Source organism: Alitiscatomonas aceti (assembly GCF_025567195.1).
Lineage (GTDB): Bacteria > Bacillota > Clostridia > Lachnospirales > Lachnospiraceae > Alitiscatomonas > Alitiscatomonas aceti.
The window spans coordinates 1-20,143 of record NZ_JAOQJF010000036.1 but is presented as its reverse complement, the minus strand read 5'-3'; the positions used below and the strand labels follow the sequence as shown (position 1 = coordinate 20,143).

Annotated in this window: 20 protein-coding genes and 1 pseudogene; 6 read left to right on the top strand and 15 right to left on the bottom strand. The window is 52.7% G+C overall.

Annotation, left to right across the window (positions count from 1 at the left end):
- Positions 1–67 precede the first annotated feature (67 nt).
- Positions 68–1,000: a LysR family transcriptional regulator gene (locus tag OCV69_RS14000; RefSeq protein WP_158359929.1), complete on the top strand. Its 933-nt coding sequence runs from the start codon at positions 68–70 to the stop codon at positions 998–1,000.
- A 100-nt stretch (positions 1,001–1,100) separates the two neighbouring features.
- Here OCV69_RS14000 and OCV69_RS13995 read toward each other — a convergent pair whose 3' ends face one another.
- Positions 1,101–2,141, bottom strand: coding sequence for an alcohol dehydrogenase (locus OCV69_RS13995; RefSeq protein ID WP_158359927.1), 1,041 nt, complete (start codon positions 2,139–2,141; stop codon positions 1,101–1,103).
- 258 nt (positions 2,142–2,399) lie between these two features.
- Between OCV69_RS13995 and OCV69_RS13990 the strand changes: the two genes are divergently transcribed.
- Together OCV69_RS13990 and OCV69_RS13985 are read left to right on the top strand one after the other, a co-directional pair.
- Positions 2,400–2,864, top strand: a complete 465-nt coding sequence (locus OCV69_RS13990; RefSeq protein WP_022274251.1) for a sigma-70 family RNA polymerase sigma factor — start codon at positions 2,400–2,402, stop codon at positions 2,862–2,864.
- A gap of 59 nt (positions 2,865–2,923) precedes the next feature.
- Complete coding sequence (locus OCV69_RS13985; protein WP_158359944.1) at positions 2,924–3,844, top strand: RsiV family protein; 921 nt, start codon at positions 2,924–2,926, stop codon at positions 3,842–3,844.
- A gap of 194 nt (positions 3,845–4,038) precedes the next feature.
- Here OCV69_RS13985 and OCV69_RS13980 read toward each other — a convergent pair whose 3' ends face one another.
- A complete protein-coding gene (locus OCV69_RS13980) occupies positions 4,039–4,437 on the bottom strand; it encodes a VOC family protein (RefSeq protein ID WP_158359925.1) in 399 nt (132 codons plus the stop codon).
- 69 nt (positions 4,438–4,506) lie between these two features.
- Positions 4,507–5,331, bottom strand: a complete 825-nt coding sequence (locus OCV69_RS13975; RefSeq protein WP_158359923.1) for a metallophosphoesterase family protein — start codon at positions 5,329–5,331, stop codon at positions 4,507–4,509.
- 309 nt (positions 5,332–5,640) lie between these two features.
- Between OCV69_RS13975 and OCV69_RS13970 the strand changes: the two genes are divergently transcribed.
- Entirely contained in the window at positions 5,641–6,609 is a 969-nt protein-coding gene (locus tag OCV69_RS13970) for a 3'-5' exonuclease (RefSeq protein WP_022274255.1), read from the top strand.
- Positions 6,610–6,644: 35 nt separating this feature from the next.
- Here OCV69_RS13970 and OCV69_RS13965 read toward each other — a convergent pair whose 3' ends face one another.
- The 11 genes from OCV69_RS13965 to OCV69_RS13915 all read right to left on the bottom strand — a co-directional run bounded on the left by OCV69_RS13965 (position 6,645) and on the right by OCV69_RS13915 (position 17,605).
- A complete protein-coding gene (locus tag OCV69_RS13965; RefSeq protein ID WP_158359921.1) occupies positions 6,645–8,255 on the bottom strand; it encodes a D-alanyl-D-alanine carboxypeptidase family protein in 1,611 nt (536 codons plus the stop codon).
- A gap of 66 nt (positions 8,256–8,321) precedes the next feature.
- On the bottom strand, positions 8,322–8,981 hold the full coding sequence (locus OCV69_RS13960) for a TIGR01906 family membrane protein (protein ID WP_416782814.1): 660 nt from the start codon (positions 8,979–8,981) through the stop codon (positions 8,322–8,324).
- A gap of 86 nt (positions 8,982–9,067) precedes the next feature.
- Entirely contained in the window at positions 9,068–9,688 is a 621-nt protein-coding gene (locus OCV69_RS13955) for a V-type ATP synthase subunit D (RefSeq protein WP_022274258.1), read from the bottom strand.
- A gap of 40 nt (positions 9,689–9,728) precedes the next feature.
- Positions 9,729–11,105, bottom strand: coding sequence for a V-type ATP synthase subunit B (locus OCV69_RS13950; RefSeq protein ID WP_022274259.1), 1,377 nt, complete (start codon positions 11,103–11,105; stop codon positions 9,729–9,731).
- 14 nt (positions 11,106–11,119) lie between these two features.
- Positions 11,120–12,886 (bottom strand): V-type ATP synthase subunit A, encoded by a 1,767-nt coding sequence (locus tag OCV69_RS13945; protein WP_158359916.1) that lies wholly within the window; start codon positions 12,884–12,886, stop codon positions 11,120–11,122.
- The gene (locus tag OCV69_RS13940) at positions 12,883–13,470 is read right to left on the bottom strand and encodes a V-type ATP synthase subunit E (RefSeq protein ID WP_158359913.1); all 588 of its coding nucleotides are present in this window, start codon (positions 13,468–13,470) and stop codon (positions 12,883–12,885) included. Before OCV69_RS13940 ends, OCV69_RS13945 begins: the two co-directional genes overlap by 4 nt.
- Before the next feature lie 18 nt (positions 13,471–13,488).
- A complete protein-coding gene (locus OCV69_RS13935) occupies positions 13,489–13,797 on the bottom strand; it encodes a V-type ATP synthase subunit F (protein ID WP_158359911.1) in 309 nt (102 codons plus the stop codon).
- A gap of 14 nt (positions 13,798–13,811) precedes the next feature.
- Complete coding sequence (locus OCV69_RS13930) at positions 13,812–14,240, bottom strand: ATP synthase subunit C (RefSeq protein WP_022274263.1); 429 nt, start codon at positions 14,238–14,240, stop codon at positions 13,812–13,814.
- A gap of 15 nt (positions 14,241–14,255) precedes the next feature.
- On the bottom strand, positions 14,256–16,196 hold the full coding sequence (locus tag OCV69_RS13925) for a V-type ATP synthase subunit I (protein WP_158359908.1): 1,941 nt from the start codon (positions 16,194–16,196) through the stop codon (positions 14,256–14,258).
- 32 nt (positions 16,197–16,228) lie between these two features.
- Positions 16,229–17,290, bottom strand: coding sequence for a V0D/AC39 family V-type ATPase subunit (locus tag OCV69_RS13920; protein WP_158359906.1), 1,062 nt, complete (start codon positions 17,288–17,290; stop codon positions 16,229–16,231).
- Positions 17,291–17,293: 3 nt separating this feature from the next.
- Positions 17,294–17,605 (bottom strand): hypothetical protein, encoded by a 312-nt coding sequence (locus tag OCV69_RS13915; protein ID WP_022274266.1) that lies wholly within the window; start codon positions 17,603–17,605, stop codon positions 17,294–17,296.
- A gap of 154 nt (positions 17,606–17,759) precedes the next feature.
- Here OCV69_RS13915 and OCV69_RS13910 point away from each other — a divergent pair, with 154 nt between their 5' ends.
- The gene (locus OCV69_RS13910) at positions 17,760–18,668 is read left to right on the top strand and encodes a LysR family transcriptional regulator (RefSeq protein WP_262563165.1); all 909 of its coding nucleotides are present in this window, start codon (positions 17,760–17,762) and stop codon (positions 18,666–18,668) included.
- 180 nt (positions 18,669–18,848) lie between these two features.
- Here OCV69_RS13910 and OCV69_RS13905 read toward each other — a convergent pair whose 3' ends face one another.
- Positions 18,849–19,667, bottom strand: a complete 819-nt coding sequence (locus tag OCV69_RS13905) for an SH3 domain-containing protein (protein ID WP_022274268.1) — start codon at positions 19,665–19,667, stop codon at positions 18,849–18,851.
- Positions 19,668–19,901: 234 nt separating this feature from the next.
- On the opposite strand from OCV69_RS13905, the pseudogene OCV69_RS13900 reads away from it, so the two are divergent.
- Positions 19,902–20,143: pseudogene (locus OCV69_RS13900) on the top strand (hypothetical protein); the annotation flags it as partial.

Below are 20,143 nucleotides of genomic sequence, written 5' to 3'. Positions count from 1 at the left end.
ATTATTAAAATAATTTGTTTTCCTTATGTTTGTATGGTAGAATAAAGAAAAGGGGGAAGAATGATCGATGAATTTAAAAGAACAGCTGTATGTATGCACATTAGCGGAGACCGGAAATATTACACAGGCTGCCAAGCTTCTTTTTATTTCCCAGCCTGCGCTGAGTTTGTATATTAGCAATCTGGAAAACATCCTTGGAATCCGTCTGTTTGAACGGATAGGAAAGTCTTTTGTATTGACACAGGCAGGAGAACTGTATGTAGAAAAAGCCAGACAGATGTTAAGTCTTAAAGAAAGCTTTGATTATGGGCTTTCAGAAATTGTTAATGGACAAAATGAACGTTTACGCGTGGGGATCCAGGACATTCGATCTCATTTTCTTACGCCAGTAGTATTGCCCTGGATGGATAAAATGTATCCAAGGACAAAGCTGGTCTGGATGGAACATAATTACGCACCAATGGAACAGATGCTCTTGAATAATGAACTGGATTTATTTTTTTGCAATTGTAATACGCTTCGTAAGGATTTTGAGTATGTCCCTCTTTTAAATGATGAAGTAGTGTTTATGGTACACAAAAATCATCCCCTTTGTGCGAATGCTCAGATATGTCCGGGGCATACGTTTCCGTATATTGATATGGGTTTATTTCAAGATGAACGTTTTTTATTGGTAAATGAATCCCAGAGCCTTAGAAGATATAGCAGTCAAGTGTTAAAGGCCTGTAATGTCTTTCCTAAAAATATATTTCTCCTAAAAAAGATTTTTGTAATGATTAACCTGGTGAATATCGGATATGGTGTAGGTTTTTCTCTGGCTGGCTACATAGATAGAAGCGCTCATAGTGAAAATCTTAGAATTTTTTCTGTGGTAGATCCGCCAGTTACGGCAACTTTTTATGCAGTATATAAAAAAGGAAAGCATCTGACAGAAGCAGCCACTTCTTTGATCGATATGGTAAAAACATCTGTGAATGAGCAATTTCATTTTAGTTTATGAAAAGGAAGATAACCTGTATTTCCAGAAAAGGGGCACTGCAAATGATATTTCAGCAATGCCCCTTTTGATATGAAAATATTTTGATTCAGAGAGGCTTTTCCTACACCCTCACCGCCACCTTGATCACTCCATCCCGCTTCTCCTCAAAAAGCTCATAAGCTTCTTCAATTTTCTCCAGCGGATAGGCGTGTGTGATCAGGGGCGTCGTATCGATCTTCCCTTCCCCGATCAGTTTTAAGATCGCGTCGCAGTCGCAGCCGTCCACGCCTCCTGTTTTAAAGGTAAGGTTTTTTCCATACATATCCGGTAACGGCAGCGTCTGCGGGCGGTCGTAGAGGGCGACGATTGTTACGATGGCGTTGGGACGGGCGCATTTCCAGGCCATTTCAAAGGTTTTTTCCGTACCGGCCACCTCCAGGACCACGTCTGCACCTCTGTGGCGGGTATGGGATCTTACAAAGGACTCCGGGTCCTCAGATCTGGGATCAAAGACCAGGGCCTGTGGGTAGTGCTTTCTTACGAAGGCGATCCGCCGTTCATCGGTTTCGCAGACAATGACTTTTTCTGGCTTTTTTAAGAGAACACAGGCCAGGGTACACAGTCCCGTGGGACCTGCTCCGATGATGAGGACCGTATCGTCGGGCTTGATTTCTGAAATTCTGGCGGCCCAGTAGCCGGTGGCCAGGATGTCGCCCACAAACAGGGCCTGTTCATCGGTCACAGAGTCCGGGATCCGGTTGAGCCCCTGGTCTGCGTGGGGAACCCGCACATACTCAGCCTGTCCGCCGTCGATGCGGCAGCCAAGAGCCCAGCCGCCGTCAGGATCCTCACAGTTGTTGACAAAGCCGTGCTGGCAGAAGAAGCATTCCCCGCAGAAGGTTTCCACGTTGACCGTGACCCGGTCCCCAGGCTTTACCTTTGTGACGCCGCTTCCTGCTTCCTCCACGATCCCCACCAGCTCATGGCCCACGGTGATGCCGGGAACAGCCCTGGGAACGGAGCCGTGCCTGATGTGAAGATCACTGGTGCAGATGCTGGCCAGAGTGACCTTTACAATGGCATCCTTCGGATCCTTTAAAACAGGCCTTTCTTTTTCTTCTAAAATAAATTTTCCATGTTCTTTGTATGTGTATGCGAGCATGTCCATCCTCCTCAATAAAAATAAGCCGTATCTTCTGTTATTATAGGCGTTATAATAAGGAAAGTCAAAACCATCGTGAAGCACCCGGCCAGAGGATGGAAGGCTCCCGGAGGCAGAAAATCCGGTATAAAAGGCAGAAGCTCCGGTACAAGAAGCGGAAATTCCGGAGCAAAAGGAAAATCTCCGGTCTGTGAAACTTTCCCGGACGGCGGGGTGTCTAATGAATAGAAAACAAAATACAGAAAGGCACAAGACAATATGAACAGCTGTGAAAAAATAATTGAAGATGTGCTGACAGAAAACTATGGACAATTTTACCGTCTGGCATATGGATATGTCAGAAATGAGGAGGACGCCCTGGATATTGTCCAGGAAAGCGCCTATAAAGCCATAAAAGAGGCGGAAAAACTGAAAAATCCTGCATTTGCCAAGACCTGGATCTACCGGATCGTGATCAACACGGCCATCAGCCAGCTTCGGAAAAAGCGGGAAACGGTTTCTCTTGATGAGGCCGCTGAGATCGCTGTCAACGCATCCTATGGAAATGCAGATCTGCAGAAAGCCCTTTCGGGACTGACGGATGAACAGAAAACACTCATACGCCTTCGTTTCTTTGAAGACATGAAGCTGGAGGAGATCGCCATGGTCATGGATGAAAATCCCAATACCATCAAAAGCCGTCTCTACCGTACCTTGAAAGAGCTGCAAGTGAAAATGGCCTGAATATATAGAGCAGGAGGGAAAAAATGGAAAAGAATTGGAAATATGAGGATGAGGAGCTTCTGGAAAAAGAGTTCCAAACCCAGGTGATGGAGATGAAACAGAAATATGAGGAGATCCCGGTTCCGGCCAATGCCAGAGACCGTATGCTGGCCGGTATCAGGCAGGCGAAAGAAGAAAAAGAAAGGTCTGTATCCGGGGTGATCTCCCTGGAGGACAGGAAAGGAAGAAAAAATATGAAAAATCATGTATGGATGAAGAGGACCGCGGCCGCGGCGGCCGCCGTTCTGGTGACCGTAGGCGCCCTGGCAAATATCAGTCCGGTAACGGCCAATGCCATGGAAAAGCTGCCGATCATCGGCGCCCTGGCGAAGGTGATGACCTTCCGGACCTTTGAAGATGAGCAGGGGAATTTTAACAGTAAGATCGACATTCCCAAGATCGACAGTGAAAACGGGACCGAGATCGCGGCCAATCAGGAGATCGAGGAGTACGCAGAGTCTCTGATCGCCCAGTACGAGAAGGATCTGGAGGCATCCGGCGGAGAAGGCCATTATTCCATGGAATCCAGCTATGATATCGTGTCCCAGAACGACCGGTACGTGAGCATCCGGATCAATACAACTTTGGTAATGGCCAGCGGGACCCAGTATGTGAAGGTGTTCACCATTGATAAAACAACCGGAAATACTGTGAGCCTTACGGATCTGACCGGAGGAAGCGGAGAAATGCTCACGAAGATCAGTGAAAATATTAAGGAGCAGATGCGGGCCCAGATGAAGGAGGATGAAAATATCGCATACTTCATCGATTCAGATATCCCGGAAATGGACTTTGCAGGCCTCACTGGAGAAGAAAGCTATTCCTTCAGCGACAGCGGGGAGCTGGTGATCTACTTTGACGAGTATGACGTGGCTCCTGGATATATGGGAGCTGTAAGCTTCACGATCCCTCTGGAAGTGACAGGACAGTTGTTCCAGTAAAAGAAAAAGATCCTATGCCAGCGGTCATCAGCCGTCCGGCAGGGGATCTTTTCATGCAATAGGAAAGTGCGTCCTATGAAATAAAAACGCTCCGCGTGGATCGCCATGGGGCGGAAGGAAATTTGTCCGCAGAAGCAGCCCGCCGCAGGCGGAGAAGCCTGAAAGCGGGCTTTTTTCTTATATAGTCTTGAAAATTATAAATGCTGTAATAATTCGATCAGTTCGCCGTCGGGTCCCTTAAAGAACAGGTTCCGGATCCCGCCGAAAATGGGCATGGTCATGGGTTCTTCCGTGCGGAAGGAGGAAACCCCGGCAGCCTTTACATCGGCAAAGGCCGCGTCAATGTCGTCCACCTCAATGGCAATATGGGGGAACAGGCCGCCTTCGGCGGTCACAGGGCTGCCGTCGTGGGGCTCGATGATCTCCAGAAAAAAGCCGGGCATCTGCACCATGGTGATGTGGTTGGTGCCGGTTGGTTTTTCCACGTCCGCATGGTCGGTGACAACGCCGCCCAGGGCTTCATAAAACGCTGTCGAGGTCTTCAGGTCTTTGGTGAACAGGGCGATGTGGGCAAGTCCAGTAAAGTGTTTCATACATGATACCTCCGTGTTTGAAATAATGTTGGAATCAAAATTAATATTAATATAAAATGTTTAACCATTTTATGTATACAGGTTTTTTTGAAAAAATGTTTCAATTTCTGGATGAAGAAGGAAACGTTCCACGTTCCAGTCTCCGTTTTCCTGGAAGGTCACAAGCTGGTAGCCGGCCCGGTCGTTATAGGCCAGGAAATGGCCGCAGTAATCGCAGCCGGTCTTTAAGGAGTCAGCCGTGAACTGGGGAACGCCGCAGACGGTTCCCGTATAGCTGCCATGGACGTGGCCGTTGAACATGGCGGCGATGCGGCCGCTTTCCAGCAGCCGGAGGAGACGGGAATCTGCTGTAAGCCCCATGGGGCCGGCGGCCTTTAGGATGGGGTGGTGCATTAAAAGAATGGTTTCCGGCCCGGCAGACGATCCAGGCCCGCTTTTTCCCGCCGCTTCCATGGCATTCTCCAGAAAATCCATGGCTTCTTTGGTCAGTACCCCTTCCAGCCCCTTTTCAAAGGCACTGTCCAGGGAGACAAAAAGCCAGCCCTTGACGGATGCGGAGGCATAGTATGGCCTGTCTGAAGGGGCGAGCCCAAGAAAGCCTTCACGGAACGCGCCCCTTACATCATGGTTTCCCATGGCGCAGAGCACCGGAGTACCTGGAAGAGCGGAGGAAAGGGCGTCATGGAGATACCGGTAATGGCTGGACGTTCCTTCATGGGTCATATCTCCGGTGATCAGGACAATGTCCGGCTTTCTCTGCTTCAGGGTCTCCAGGCACTGGTCCAGGAGTTTTTCCACAAGCAGGCCCTTTTCCCGCAGCAATGTGGATATCTGGCTGTTTTCGTCGGGGTTATGGTGGATATCGCTTAAATGGGCGATGGTGATGGCGTTCATGGGCACCTCCCGTATGTTTTTCTTATGATCCTAGTATAATATTGGAAGGAGAGAAACACAACCGGAAATTCGGCCGGCCCGGGCCGGGGAACCAAAGCCGCCGGGGCCGGGAACTGCCAGGGTCGCAGGCCCAGACCCGTTGGAGCGATCGGCTGAAGCCGTCCTGTGACCATCGTGGATGTCAGCCGCAACTGCCAAAACCGCCATCCGGTAACCGCCAAAGCCACCGGGGCCGTCGTCTTGCACGCTGGGGGCCGCCGCCGGTTACAAATTTACAACGGGAAGAATCTGTGTTATACTGGGCGTATTATGAGTAATTACATTGTATTTGATCTGGAATGGAACCAGAGCGCGGCAGGAAAGGAAACATCCCTGGATCATCTGCCGTTTGAGATTTTTGAGATCGGAGCTGTGAAGCTCAACGAAAAAATGGAGCAGGTATCCCAGTTCCACCGGCTGGTCCGCCCCTGCGTGTACCGGCAGCTGCATTATATCATTTCCGAGGTGACCCATGTTTCCATGGACGAGCTGGACAGGGACGGAAGGCCCTTTAAGGAGGTCATGGAGGAGTTCATGGAGTGGTGCGGGGAGGCGCCGGTCTTCTGTACCTGGGGGAGCATGGATCTGACAGAGCTGCAGAGGAATATGGTATACCATGGCATGGAGATCCCCTTTGCCAGTCCGCTGCTGTTTTACGATGTGCAGAAATTATACAGCCTTACTTTTTCTGACGGAAAGACAAGGGAGGCATTGGATGAAGCTGTGAAGCTTCTGAATATCCGGATGGACGCACCCTTTCACAGGGCTCTGGGCGATGCAGTCTACACAGGAAAGGTCATGGCGTGTCTGGACATGAAAGCGGTGGGGGATTATGTATCTGTGGATTATTACAGGATCCCCCGGTGTCCGGAGGAGGAAATTGTTTTGAATTTTCCGGATTATTCCAAATTTGTATCCAGAGGCTTTGCATCAAAGGAAGAGGCCATGAAGGATAAGAGGGTCACGGACATGGTATGTTATAAATGCCGGCGGATGCTTAGGAAAAAGATCCGCTGGTTTTCCTATGGACAGAGATTCTACCTTTGTCTGGCCGCGTGCCCGGAGCATGGGCTTATGAAGGGGAAGATCCGGATGAAAAAGGCTGAGGATGGTTCGATCTTTGTGGTGAAGACCCAGAAGCTGGTGGGAGAAGAGGGCGCAGAGTTTGTGGCGCGGAAGAAGGAAGAGGCCAGAGTCCGCCGGGCAGAGCGGCTGAAAACAAAAAAACATGGGAAATGATCAATGGGGCGCTTAAAAGGCGCCCCATCTGCGTATTATTTTTTCCACCGGTCCCGGAGGCCCGGCTTTTTTATCTGGCTTTTAGAGCGGAGATGCTCCTCCATGATCTGGTCAAATTCCTTGGTGGAGTAGCCCCATTTCTTCAGCCGTTTTTCACGGCGCTGCTGGCGGAGGATCCGCTCGGCCCGCTCCTTGTGGGCCCGGTAGGTGAGGAATCCGAAGATGGCCGCCCCGATGACGGCGATCACAGCCAGGACAGAGATCCCCTTAATGAGGATGGAAACCATAGGAGAGCGGTCCTTTTTTTCCGGAGCTTTGCTGCCAGTCGTTTCCGGCTTTTCGTCCTTTTCCTGGACGCCGGATCCGTCTTCATCTGCCCTGGAGCTCTCCGGGGTATCGGCCTGCTCCGTCTCTCCGGTCTCCAGCCCGGAATCTGCCTTGGCCGTTTCGTTTACGGCCCCGGTGCTTTCTGCAAGCTCTGCCAGCATAGATGGATCTGGTGTATAGGCAGGGACATTGACGGCCTCCAGATAGGCATGTCCCACATTTCTGTCTCCATACGTATAATCGATCCGTGCCACGGCAGATGATGGAGCTGCTTCCTCCAGAGTATAGCTTAAGGAAGAGGACACATCAGAAAAATCCCCTTCCGAGGGAAGGGTAACGGCGCTGTTTTTTCCAACAGAAAGCCGTATGGAGCCGCCCAGATGGATCCCGCCGATGGCCAGGTCGTTTTCGATGTCCTGATAGACGCTGTCCTGGCCTGCAACGGACACGGACTTGAAATTCCGGAAACCAAAGTCAAAAAGCGCCTTCGTATCGGAGTAATGAGTCTGATGGCCGTTTAAGACCACAGCGATCAGTTTCAGCCCATCCCGCTCTGCACAGGTCACCAAGGTGTTTCCTGCAAGAGAGGTGTAGCCCGTTTTTCCGCCGATGACCCCGTCATAATAGAGGGAATCATTTTTTTTCAGCATCCGGTGGTGGGCGTAGTAGCGCCAGCCGTCGGGATACTGCTTTAATTTCCCGGCCGGAACATCGTAATAGGTGGTGGAATCGATCTCTACAAAGGTGGGATTGGAAAAAGCCGCCTGGGAGATCAGGGCCATGTCGTAGGCGCTGGTATAGTGGTTTTCATCATTGAGGCCGCTGGGATTGGCAAAATTTGAACTGGTACAGCCCAGAGACCGGGCCTTTTCATTCATCAGCTCCGCAAAGGCATCGATGCTGCCGGAGCAGTGCTCCGCCAGAGCGTTTGCCACCTCGTTGGCTGACTGGAGAAGAAGGGCGTAGAGGCATTCCCGGACCGAAAGCTGGTCTCCGGCCCGTGCCCCAAGGATCGAAGCTCCAGGCTCCAGGGTGTTGACGGCTTCATTGGAAAACGTTACAGTCTCGTCCAGATCACAGTTTTCAAGGATGACAAGAGCTGTCAGGATCTTGGTGATACTGGCGGGATAATAGGCCTCCCGGGAGTTTTTTTCATAGAGGATCGCGCCGGAACCGGCGTCCATAAGGATCCCGCCGTCGGCGGAGATGGATACGTCTGTGGGCCAGTCTGCCGCAGCGAAGGCTGCGGAAACTGGAAAAAGCCCTGTCATAAGGGCTATGCACAGAAAGAAGCAGAGTATTTTTTTCTTATATTTCATAAATAAACAGTCCCCATTTTGTCGCTTTAGGGTCATTATATAAGAAATCAAAACACAAGTAAAGGATTAATTTCCCCCTTTTTCCGCGGCTTTCCGCCCCTTGAGCCAAAGGAACAGGCAGGCTCCGAAGAAAATGGTCACGAATATGGCAAAAACAATGGCGATCCGCAGAGCCGTATCCATAAAGAACGCCTCGGGTACGATGTTGATGAGCATATCTGTGTCAGGATCCAGGATCCAAAGGTCGTTGTCAAAAAAGATATGGTGGAAAACAACGAAATACCGGGAAAAGTCTGTGGATATGACGGCGGCCAGTGCCAGGCAGGCGGCGAAAAAAACGCCGGTCCCTGCCCGGGCCAGGTATGCGCTCCGGTCCTTACGGCCCCGTTTCCAGAAATATAAAAGAGCGGCAAAGGCCAGGGTAAACATAAGTCCGATCCGTCTGAGCCACAGGCCGCCCAGGAACAGCCCCCGCACGTCCTCCATGTGGGCGATCTCCCGGGCATTGAAAAACTCCCGGTATTCTCCGTCCATGGTGGTGAACACATGGAGGTCCTCCCGGTTTCCGCGCAGATATGCCATCATCTCATCTGTGACGGATAAAAGGTCGTCCATGGTCATTTCCGGCAGGTCGTCCAGGACCTGGTATTTCTCATACTCCATTTTGTAATAGCCGGGGGTCCAGTAGGCCACTGCCTCCACAGCAGTGATCAGAAATACGATCATGAGCCATAGGGCCGTAAGGATACCGGCGGCGTGGATCCAGGGGGCATGCACGCTGTTTTTCGAGGGTTCTGTGGTTCTTTTCTGAATCATTTTCCTGCACTCCGTTTAATCACTTTTAGTCTGGTAAACTCCTCCCGGTCCTTTTCCTCCAGGGCGTTGGTGATCTCTGTGACCAGGGCCTGATAGGACGGGATGGTGATGTTTTTCAAGGCGTTGGCACGTTTCTGGGTCTTTTTGATGCTTTCTGCCAGCCGGTAGGCTGAGGTCTCCACCGTGGCCAGCCGGGCGGTCAGCTCTTTCACCCGCTCAAAGGCCAGGCAGGCCTCGTCCAGGGAATCGCTGGTGCTGTAAAAGGAATAGGGAGGCCTTTCCTTTTCTCTGGGCGTATATTCCACCAGAGGGATCTCTGTCCCCATGATGCTGCGGGCCTTGACCCGGATGGAATCCTCTGTGGGGATGGAGTCGGCGATCTCCTCCACAAAGCGGACCCCCAGCTCAATATTGGCCTTCTGGAGCGCGCGGTAGGCAGAGGTGAAGGTGGAATCAATCTCCGACTGGATGGAGCGGGCCTGGCCGATGAGTCCGGTCAGCTCCTTTAAGAGAATATTCCTCTTTTTATCCATAAGTCCGTAGCCCTGGACAGCCAGGGCCAGGGAGTTTTTGGCCAGGATCAGATTTCCTTTGGTGGGAAAGGTGTTGGGATTCATATGGTTGCCTCCTTATATGCACAGGGCGGCTGTGGCGCATCTATGCGGGTTTATAATATTGATCCAGGATCTTTGTGTCGATCCGGTCCAGCTCTTCTCTTGGAAGCAGGCCCAGAAGCTCCCACCCAATATTCAGGGTATCGATGACCGTCCGGTTGTCGTGGGGATCCTGGCCAATGAACCGCTTCTCAAAGGCCTTTCCGAATTCCAGATACTTCTTATCCAACGGGGAGAGCTCATCTTCTCCGATAACAGAGGCCAGGGCTCTGGCGTCTCCTACCCTGGCGTAGCAGGAAAAGAGCTGGTTGGCCACGTCCTGATGATCTTCCCGGGTATAGCCTTCACCAATGCCGTCCTTCATCAGTCTGGACAGGGACGGCAGGACGCTGATGGGCGGGTAAATGGACTGGCCGTGAAGGGTCCGGTCCAGAACGATCTGGCCTTCGGTGATATATCCGGTAAGATCCGGGATAGGATGGGTGATATCGTCGCCGGGCATGGTTAAGATCGGGATCTGGGTCACGGAGCCGTTTACCCCCGCCACGATGCCCGCCCGCTCATAAAGGGACGCCAGCTCGCTGTACAGATAGCCGGGATAGCCCTTTCGGGACGGGATCTCTCCCTTGGAGGAGGAGACTTCCCGCATGGCTTCCGCATAGGAGGTCATATCCGTCAGGATCACCAGGATGTGCATTCCCTTTTCATAGGCCAGGTATTCGGCCACGGTCAAAGCCACCTTGGGAGTGATGAGCCGCTCCACCACCGGATCGTTGGCCAGATTGATGAACATGGCCACATGGTCCAGGACGCCGCTTTCCCGGAAGGTCCGTTCAAAATATTCCGCCACATCATATTTTACACCCATGGCGGCAAAAACAACAGCAAATTTTTCATCGGTATCGTCCCCCAGAGACGACTGCATGACGATCTGGGCGGCCAGCTGGTCATGGGGCAGGCCGTTGCCGGAGAAGATCGGCAGCTTCTGGCCCCGGATCAGGGTCGTAAGGCCGTCGATGGCAGAGATCCCGGTGCGGATATAGTTTCTTGGGTATTCTCTGGCCACAGGGTTCAGGGGCTTTCCGTTGACATCCAGCCGTTTTTCGGCAAGGACCGGTCCCAGGCCGTCGATGGGATTTCCGATGCCGTCGAAGGTGCGCCCCAGCATATCCACGGACACTCCGATCTCCATGGGATGGCCAGTGAGCCGGGTGTGGGTATTGCGGAGCGCCATGTTTTCCGTGCTCTCAAAGACCTGGATCACGGCTTTATCCTCATAGACCTCGATGATGCGGCCCAGCTTTTTTTCCTTCCCGTTTACGGTCATTTCCACGATCTCATCATAGGCGGCTCCGGAAACGCCTTCCAGGACCGCCAGGGGGCCGTTTAATGAGCTTAAGCCCAGATATTCGATTGCCATTTTCTTATGCCTCCTTATGCGTTCCGTTCCATGACGGAGTTATAGAAATCGTCGATCTGATTTTTATAGCCGTCGAACATGTCCGGACGGTCATTGGGTACGTCATACCGGATGGCTATGACGCGTTCAAAGATCTTTTCCTCCTTCAGTACGGACACCGGCATGCCCATAGAGATGAGGGCCCGGCATTTTTCATAAAGATACAGGATGATCTCCATCATTTTAAACTGCTTTTTTAAGGGTACGCAGGTATCGTCCTTGTGGAAGGCGTTCTGCTGCAGAAAGCCCAGCCGGATCACTCTGGCGATCTCTAAGACCAGCTTCTGGTCATCAGGCAGCACATCGGAGCCGATGAGCTTTACGATCTCCATGAGGCTGCTTTCCTGGTTTAAGAGCATCACCAGCCGGTTCCGGTACTCTACGAAGCTTTTGTCCACATTGGTCTCATACCAGCCGGAAAGGTCTGTCAGATATTCGGAATAGCTGGTGAGCCACTGGATGGCCGGGAAATGGCGGGCATAGGCCAGATTTTTGTCCAGGCCCCAGAAACAGCGCACGAACCGCTTGGTGTTCTGGGTCACAGGCTCGGAGAAGTCGCCGCCCTGGGGGGAGACCGCGCCGATGATGGAAACGGAACCCTCGGAACCGTTTAAGTTCTGGACCATGCCGGCCCGCTCATAGAACTGGGACAGGCGGGAGGCCAGATAGGCCGGAAAGCCTTCCTCTGCGGGCATTTCCTCCAGACGGCCGGAAAGCTCCCGCAGAGCTTCGGCCCAACGGGAAGTGGAGTCTGCCATGATGGCTACATGGTAGCCCATATCCCGGTAATACTCTGCCAGGGTAAGGCCTGAATACAGGCTGGCTTCTCTGGCAGCCACAGGCATATTTGAGGTATTGGCGATCAGCGTGGTCCGCTCCATCAAAGGATTTCCGGTCCGGGGATCGTCCAGCTGGGAAAATTCCTCCAGCACCTGGGTCATTTCATTTCCACGTTCACCGCAGCCGATATAGATGATGATGTCCGCGTCGGACCACTTGGCGATCTGGTGCTGCATCATGGTCTTCCCGGTGCCGAAGCCCCCCGGGATGGCGGCGGTGCCTCCCTTGGCCAGGGGGAACAGGGTATCCACGATCCGCTGCCCGGTGATCAGGGGCCTGGAGGCGGGGTATCGGCGGCTTACGGGTCTGGGGACGCGGATCGGCCATTTCTGGGTCATGGAAAGAACGGCCTCTGAGCCGTCTTTTTTCTGGATGGTCACCAAAGGCTCCTCGATGGTGTAATCCCCATCTTCGGCCACAGAGAGGACAAATCCCTCCATGTCCGGCGGCACCATGACCTTATGGGTGATGGCCCGGGTCTCCGGCACCTCGGCGATGACGGCGCCGGGATAGAGGCGGTCGCCTTTTTTTACTGTCATATGGGCGTGCCATTTCTTTTTTGTATCCAGGGAATCCGCGTGGATGCCCCGGTCGATGTAGCAGCCGCTTTCCTTCTGGATGGCGTTTAAGGGCCGTTCGATGCCGTCAAAAATACTGGTCAGGATCCCCGGAGCCAGGGTGGCGGACACGGGAGCCCCTGTACCAGCGACCGGCTCTCCGGGCTTTAAGCCGGTGGTCTCTTCGTATACCTCGATGGTGGTCCGTTCAGAGGTAAGTCCGATGACCTCACCCACCAGCCTGCCCGTTCCCACATAGACCATTTCATTCATCTGGAATCCGGAATCCCCTTTTAAGTAGATGATGGGACCGTTGATTCCGTAAATGTTTCCTTGAGCTGTCATGATCTGCTGCCTCCTAAAATAAACTGGAAGTTTTCTCCGGCTTCCTTTAATTTCGTTTCAAAAGAATTGTCGATAAGGATGTTTTTTGAGGCGATCACAGCCCGGGTGCCGCCGGAGAAGGGATACTGGCTCACACGGATGTCGCAGCCGGTTTCCATGGATAAGAGGTTCTGCTTTTCCTGGTCCGCAGGATCGATATAGATATGGATCTCCTCGCCCTGGGCAAAATCCCGGGCCTTTCTGATCTGCTCCTTTAAGAGCGTTTCATAAGCCGGGGTCTCCATGAAGCGGGCCAGCCGGTCCCTGAGCTCGGAAAAGATCCGGCCCTGGAGCTCCTCCTGTTTCTGGCTGTACGTCCGTTTCAGACCGATCTGATTGATGGCCAGCCGTTTATTGGCTTCCCTTTGTATGGTTTCTGTTTCCGTCTGGATCCTTGCTTCTGCCTGTTTTCTGACATTTTCCTCATGATCCCTAAGGACCGATTCCAGATAGGCCGTATAGTCGGCGGTCATTTTTTCTCCGGCTTCCTGGGCGCTGTGGATGCAGAGCTCTTCAAAATGCTGTAATTTATGTTCAATGGTCACAACAGTCACCTCGATTTTCTAAAGTTTCAGCCCGATGGCCTCGTTGACGTATGCGGTGATGAAATCCGGTCTCCGGCCAGTGCCGTGGCGGTCCGGGATCTCGATCAGAAGGGGCATCTTATGGTCGGTCCGGGTGATCCTGACCAGGTCCGGATATTGCTTCCCCAGAGATTCGGTCAGCAGGAGGATCCCGTTGTCCTTATCAGAGACTGCGTCCTCCAGAGCTTTTTTTACCTGATCCCGGCTGCGGACCAGGATCCCCTCCACGCCGGCCAGCCGCATGCCCGTAAGGGTGTCGGTGTTGTCACTGATGAGATACATTTTCATAGTCTCACCCCGGTTTACAGGCTGCCGATGATCATAAAGGAGATGATCAGCCCGTAAAGGCATACGCCCTCAGCCAGTCCCACGAAGATCAGGGATTTACCAAGGATAGAGGAATCCTCACTGATGGCTCCCAGGGCAGCGGAGGCTGCGGCCGATACGGCAACGCCGCCGCCGATACAGGAAAGGCCGGTGGAAAGGGCAGCCGCAATGTAGCCCATGCCAGTGGCGTTGGAAGCAGCGGAGGCCGTTTCAGCGGCAAAGGCGTTTCCTGTGAAGAACAGGCAGGATGCGAAGACCATGGTGCCGAAGAAAAGGAATACATTGGCAGCCAGGGCCCGTTTATAGCGTCCTCTGGATCTCTCGCCTGCGGCGAAGGCCCCGAAGGGAACTGCAATGCTTAAGATCAGAGCAATGGTTAAAAGGACTTTTACTGTAAATGTCATGATAAGATCTCCTTTTTAAAAAGTTTGTTTTTTCAGGAATGGTTTAAATTCTCGGCCAGTACCTCGGTAGAAACGGCTGAACAGCTCGTAGTATTCCAGCCTCAGCACCTGGATCCCCACCACAAGGCCCTCCATGCCGCAGACGAACAGGTTGCCCAGGACGATGACCGGGATGCTGATATGCCCGGTCTCCGCTCCGGAGAGCATAAGCACCACCTGCATCATGGCAGCGTGGCTCACGGCAAAGGCGCCCACACGGACAAAGGACAGGGTATTGGAAAAGTAGCTTAAAAGCACCTCAAACAGCTCGAAAAAGCCCTCCACAAAAAACATGGCTCCGCCGGAAAGCTCCGGGCCCCGCCTTTCCACCAGGGCGGCCAGGGGCTCCTTTAAAAAGATCAGAAGGAGCGGGACCACGAACATGACCACCAGAACGGAAGTGGCTGGAAGCGGCCTTCCTGTCATATAAAGGATGATGACGGCAGCCAGGCTCAGGTAAAATATGAAGCCCGCCAGGCCGTTGGTGTCGAACCAGGTTTTTTCCGTATCCCGGCATTTGAAGCTTACGGCCATGTTCACGATCATCGTAAGGAGGATCATACCCATGCCCAGGGCAATGGCGGTGACAAATACGGTGTTTAACCGTCCCACAAAGGGGAGAGCGGTCATGGCCTCCGCCGGACGCAGCCAGAGGGCTGGGATCACGTCTTCGAAGCCGAAGACGCTTCCAAAGAGGAAGCCGAAGATGGTGGAGCAGAATCCACAGCAGGAAATGATGGCCGCCAGATCCAGCTTCTTAAACCGGTAAAGAAGGAAACCGCCGATAAGGAGCAAAAGCCCCTGTCCCACGTCTCCGAACATGAAGCCGAAAAAGAGGGAATAGGTGACGGCGATCAGAAGTGTCGGATCAAATTCATTGTAGGCCGGGAGGCCATACATCTTCACAAACATCTCAAAGGGCCGCAGGAGCGCCGGATTCTTCAGCCGGGTAGGCGGCGTGCTGGTTACATGCTCCCGGCTGTCCTCGATGACGAAGAAGGTGGAGGCGTCCTCCTCCAGCTCCTTCTGGAGGGCCCTGGCGTCGGTCTCAGTGGTCCAGCCGCATAAAATATAGAAGGGATGCTCCTTTTTGTCAGTGACGGCCGCGCAGCGGCGCACGTTAAAGTTGGCGTTATAGGAGCCAAGGACCTCCACAGCCTGCAGGAGGGCGGGTTTCTGATCCTCCAGATACGTTTTTTCCCTGGCGTCCAGCTGGGTGATCTGGGACTTTATGTCCTCCAGTTCCTTTTCCAGCCGGCGGATTTCCTCTGTGGGAGTGCCCGTATACTGGTCCGGGAGGATGATCCTTTCAAACTGCAGGGATGAAAATGCTGCATCGATCCGCTCCGATACGGGACCGGGGACAAAATAGATCAGTGTCACATAGTGGTCGGTCTCATGGCACTTATAAAGGATCGTATCCTCAGAGGATTCCGCAAAGGCCTCCAGCTGGGAATAGAGCTCCTTTAAGACTCTTCCGAACCGGTATTTGATGTGACGGAATTTCAAAAGCTCCGGAATACTGAAGTCCAGCTCCCGGTAGAGGTTCACCTGTTCATACAAGGCGTGAGTATCCTTCAGCTTTTGTTTCAGTGCTTCCTTTTCTGCGTCTGCTGCCTCCATGGCCTTTTTTGTCTCCTGGACAAAGGCAATGGCCTCCTCGGCCGTCATGGAAGCAGGCGACGGCGTGCAGACAGCCTTCGTTCCCTCAGAACACAGGGCCGTCAGCTTTTCCGCCGCTTCATATGGCTCCCGGTATGGATTGGTCCCGGGACAGGGAATCAGCTTTGATACGGATTTCAGCTCCGTCAGGGCATTTTCCAGATGGATCTCATACCGGCATAGGACCTGGTTGACCATACGGTCCAGGTCGTCTCTGGGGCCGGAAATGCTGACGAACTTCATTGGTTCGATCATAAAGCCGCTCCTCCTTTCTTTTCCTTCCCTTTTTAGCTTTCGGCCAGACAGGACAGGATCTCATTCCCGTCCAGCTGGTAACGGATGCCCTCGATGGTGGTGATAAGCTTCCGTATTTCTTCTTCCTTGAAATAAAAATAAGTATTTAAGGCTGCTGCTGAGTATGGATTTTTCCGCCCTGAGGTCTGGTAGACAGCATCCAGCAGTGAGCGGAACAAACGCTTCAGGCGGGGATTTTCCTGGCCGGAGGACGGATCCGGCTGTCCAAAGATCCGGTTCCCATAGCGGGTGGTCCTTAAGATCCCCAGAAATTCCTCCCTGGAGGCAGCCTGGGCCATGGCCCTGATCTGATCCTTTCTTAATTTATAGTATACCGGGATCAGGAAGTCCTCAATGGCGTGGTCGGAAAGCCGGTAATATTCCTTGGCTCTGGAGAGCCACTCCAGATTTAAAAGGTCGATCTTTTCCCCGATGCACTGGGAGACGGCCTCCAGCTCCTTCCGGCCCAGCTGTTTTTTCATATCCTTCCATAAATGGATGAAGTACAGGGAATCCAGGGCGGATTCGTAATCAAAAAGGGCGGTGACGCCCTGGTCCCGGAGCCTGCGGAGCGGTTCATAGTAGAAGGATCCTCTGAGCCCCTCCACAAAGCTGTCCAGGGAACTGCATTCGGCCAGTCCGGCCAGATCCAGATGGGAGTGCTTCCGGAAAAAATCCTCAAAAATACTCAGATCCAGGTCCGAGGACCGGCTGGAAGCGGCGTCCCGGAGACATTTTTTCAGAATATTGACCTCAAAGTGCATAAAATAAAGATCCAGGAATTTCCGCTGGCTTACGGCGGCGAACCGGTAAAGGCTGGAATAGTCCCGGTAAAGGGAGCGCCATAAAAGCTGCTCGATCCGGCTCCGGTTCAGTTCTCCGTCCCCCGCGGCCTCAAAGGCACAGCTGTAAGAGGGACGGCTTTTCAGCGTTTCCACCGCCGCGGATACGCTGTCCGAAAAGGCCAGCTGGGAAAAATCTGTGTCTGTAAGAAACCGGCCCTGCATGGCACGGATCTTGGCCGAAACGGCGCTGTATGTCATAAGATTTCCCATAGACTACACCCCGGTCATTTCCCGGAACAGCCGGTCCACATAGTCTTTGTGGAAGGCGTCATAGTGGCGCTCCAGCTGCTGGATGGACTGGGCCGCTTCTTTTTCCTGGGACTGGATGCGGGCGTTGGCGGCGGCATCCGCCTGTTCCCGGAGCTTCCGGATCCTTTCTTCTGTTTCCTGGTCCAGTTCCCTGTCAAACTGTCTGGTCCGTTCCTCATACTGCGCGGTCAGCTCTTTTTTCTTTTCTGTTCCCTCTGCGGCGGCGGCAACGGACCGCTCTTCGATCTGTGAGAGTCTTTCAATGATGGTGTTCATAATTACTGCCTCCTTGGCGGAGCCCCATCGGAACCTCCGCCACATTGAATAATACAACTTGCCTTTTATTCATGACAAATATATAATATTTATATTGTAATAACATTGATATTATAAACAGACCAGAATGGTCGTTTTACAGGGAGGAAATAGAATGGAATTGCTCCAGTTCCGATATTTTTTAGAGGCGGCCCGGTATGAAAACCTGACCAGGGCGGCGGATGAGCTTCATATTGCCCAGCCCGCCCTGTCCCAGTCTATTATGCGGCTGGAAAATGAACTGGGAGTGAAGCTTTTTGACCGGAGAAATCATCACGTTTATCTCAATGACCAGGGAAAACTTTTAAGGAGGCGGCTGATCCCTTTAATGGAATCCATCGACAGCCTGAAGGACGAGCTGTGGGAATCAGTTTGTTCCTCAGAAAAGACCATCTCATTGAATTTTTTTGCCGCCTCCCAGTTTATCACCAACTGTATCATCGCATATAAGGCGGAGCACCCGGATGTGAAGTTCCAGGTATCCCAGCTGGAGACCATGGGCGGCTGCGATATCCACATTGATTCCAGGGCCTCGGTCTATGGTCCTACGGCTATGGGGGAGATCCAGATGCCGGAGGGGGCAGTCCGCCAGGAGATCCTGGAGGAGGAGATATATCTGGCTGTGCCCGCCAACTCGCCGCTGGCAGAGCGGGAGTCGGTGGACCTCAGGCAGCTTCGGGAGGAGGGGTATATCCGGCTGGGAAACGGCTGGCAGCTCCGACAGATCTGCGATAACTTTTTCCATCAGGCCGGTGTCCGGCCCCAGATGATCTTCGAGAGCAACAGCCCGGAGTCAGTGCGGAATCTGATCGCCGCCGGCCTCGGCATCGGCTTCTGGCCCGAGCGGTCCTGGGACGAACAGCCGGGCCCACAGGTGAAGCTGATCCCCATCCGCTATCCCGTCTGCCGCCGGGACGTGGTGGTGACCATGTACAAGCAGGCACAGGAGAAGCCGGTAGTGGGAGAGTTTGTGGATTATCTGTGCGGGTATTTTAAGAGAGGGCTGAAGGACGAAGATAGATGAAAATACTTTTTCCGTCTTAAGACAGGTTTTCGCAAGATGCCTCCGCAGTCTGTCCAGAAACGGCAGAATGGCTTCCCAGAATGGTGAAAATGTATAGAAAAGACAGCCGCAGAATCATATGGCCCAGGTCCTGCGGCTGTCGTTGTTTGGTTATGTTTAGCTGCCCGGCGGTTTTTCGGATCATTCCCCGGCGGTCAGATACTGCTTCGCCACATAGGCTTCCTGGTCGTTATAGAGGATAACGGCCCAGAAATCGTCGTGGTCCCGGATGTACTCCACAGACGCGCCGGGATCCAGCTTTCCGATCCGGTCGGCATCGGTGGACGGCTCCTTCCGGACGTTTAAGGTATCCGTAGTCTTATAGGAGACGGTCTCTGCGGAGGTCTCCTCAGTGGGAGCCTCGGCGGTGGTGGCTTCTGTGGTGGCTGCGGTGGTGGGGATGGAGGCCACGGTCTCATCGGTGGGATCCTTATCCGGCGTCAGCAGCCGGATCACCAGCACCAGGACGACGATCAGCACCACAGGCACAAGAAGCTTTACCATATCCGCAGGATTCAGTCCCAGCCCACCCCTGGAGGGCTGTTTTTTTCTGCTTCCGGCCTGGCGGCTCTGGGTCTGGGAGCGGCGCGGTCTGGGCGCAGCCTTGTCGGCGTCCGTAAAGGAGTAGATCTCCTGGGACAGGACGTGGTAGGCTTGGTTGGCGTTGTAGGCGCTGTTATCCCCTTCCCTGGCGGCCTTGTTGCCGATGGAAAGGATCTGGAGATAGTGCTCGGCTGTGGATTTGCTGATCCACTGGCCGTCGTAAAGCTCATGGATCATATGATCCAGGGAGCTTTCCACGATCCCCGCCTGATCGCATTTTAATTTTACCATATATTCCAGGGTCTGCCGGGCCTTGATCATGGACTGGTTGTATTTTTTCTGGCCCATGAGGCGTTCCGTTTCCTGGACATTTTTTTGTATTTTTTCCCAGATACCGGGATTATCTACTTTTGCCATAGATATTTCCTCCATATTGTCACTCTATAATCCTATTATAAATGAAAAATGAAAAATTTGCATTAACAATTTGTGAACATTCGTGGAAATATTCCAAAAAACGATAACAGCTTTTGAAGCCTCCATTCCAGAGCACACGCTTCTGTCCATGGCCGCTGTTGCAAATACAGGAACAGGATGGTAAAATAGCAGATACAAAAAACAGATGAAAACAGATCAGGAGGACATAAAAATATGAGATTACGCCATATTAAAGGCGCAGAAGAGCAGATCGCAGAAAGCCCCTATGTGATCCAGGATCCCCAGGGATTAAAGGGAAAATGGCATGAATTTTTTGGAAACCAGAATCCCGTTTTCCGTCGTAGTACTAGGAAAGTTCCGTCGTTTTCTTCTCGTCATTTTTTTATCTCTTTTCCTGCATCTCGATTTTTCCTTTATTTACAGCAAATTTTCAATGCCCTTTTGGGGCTTTTTTT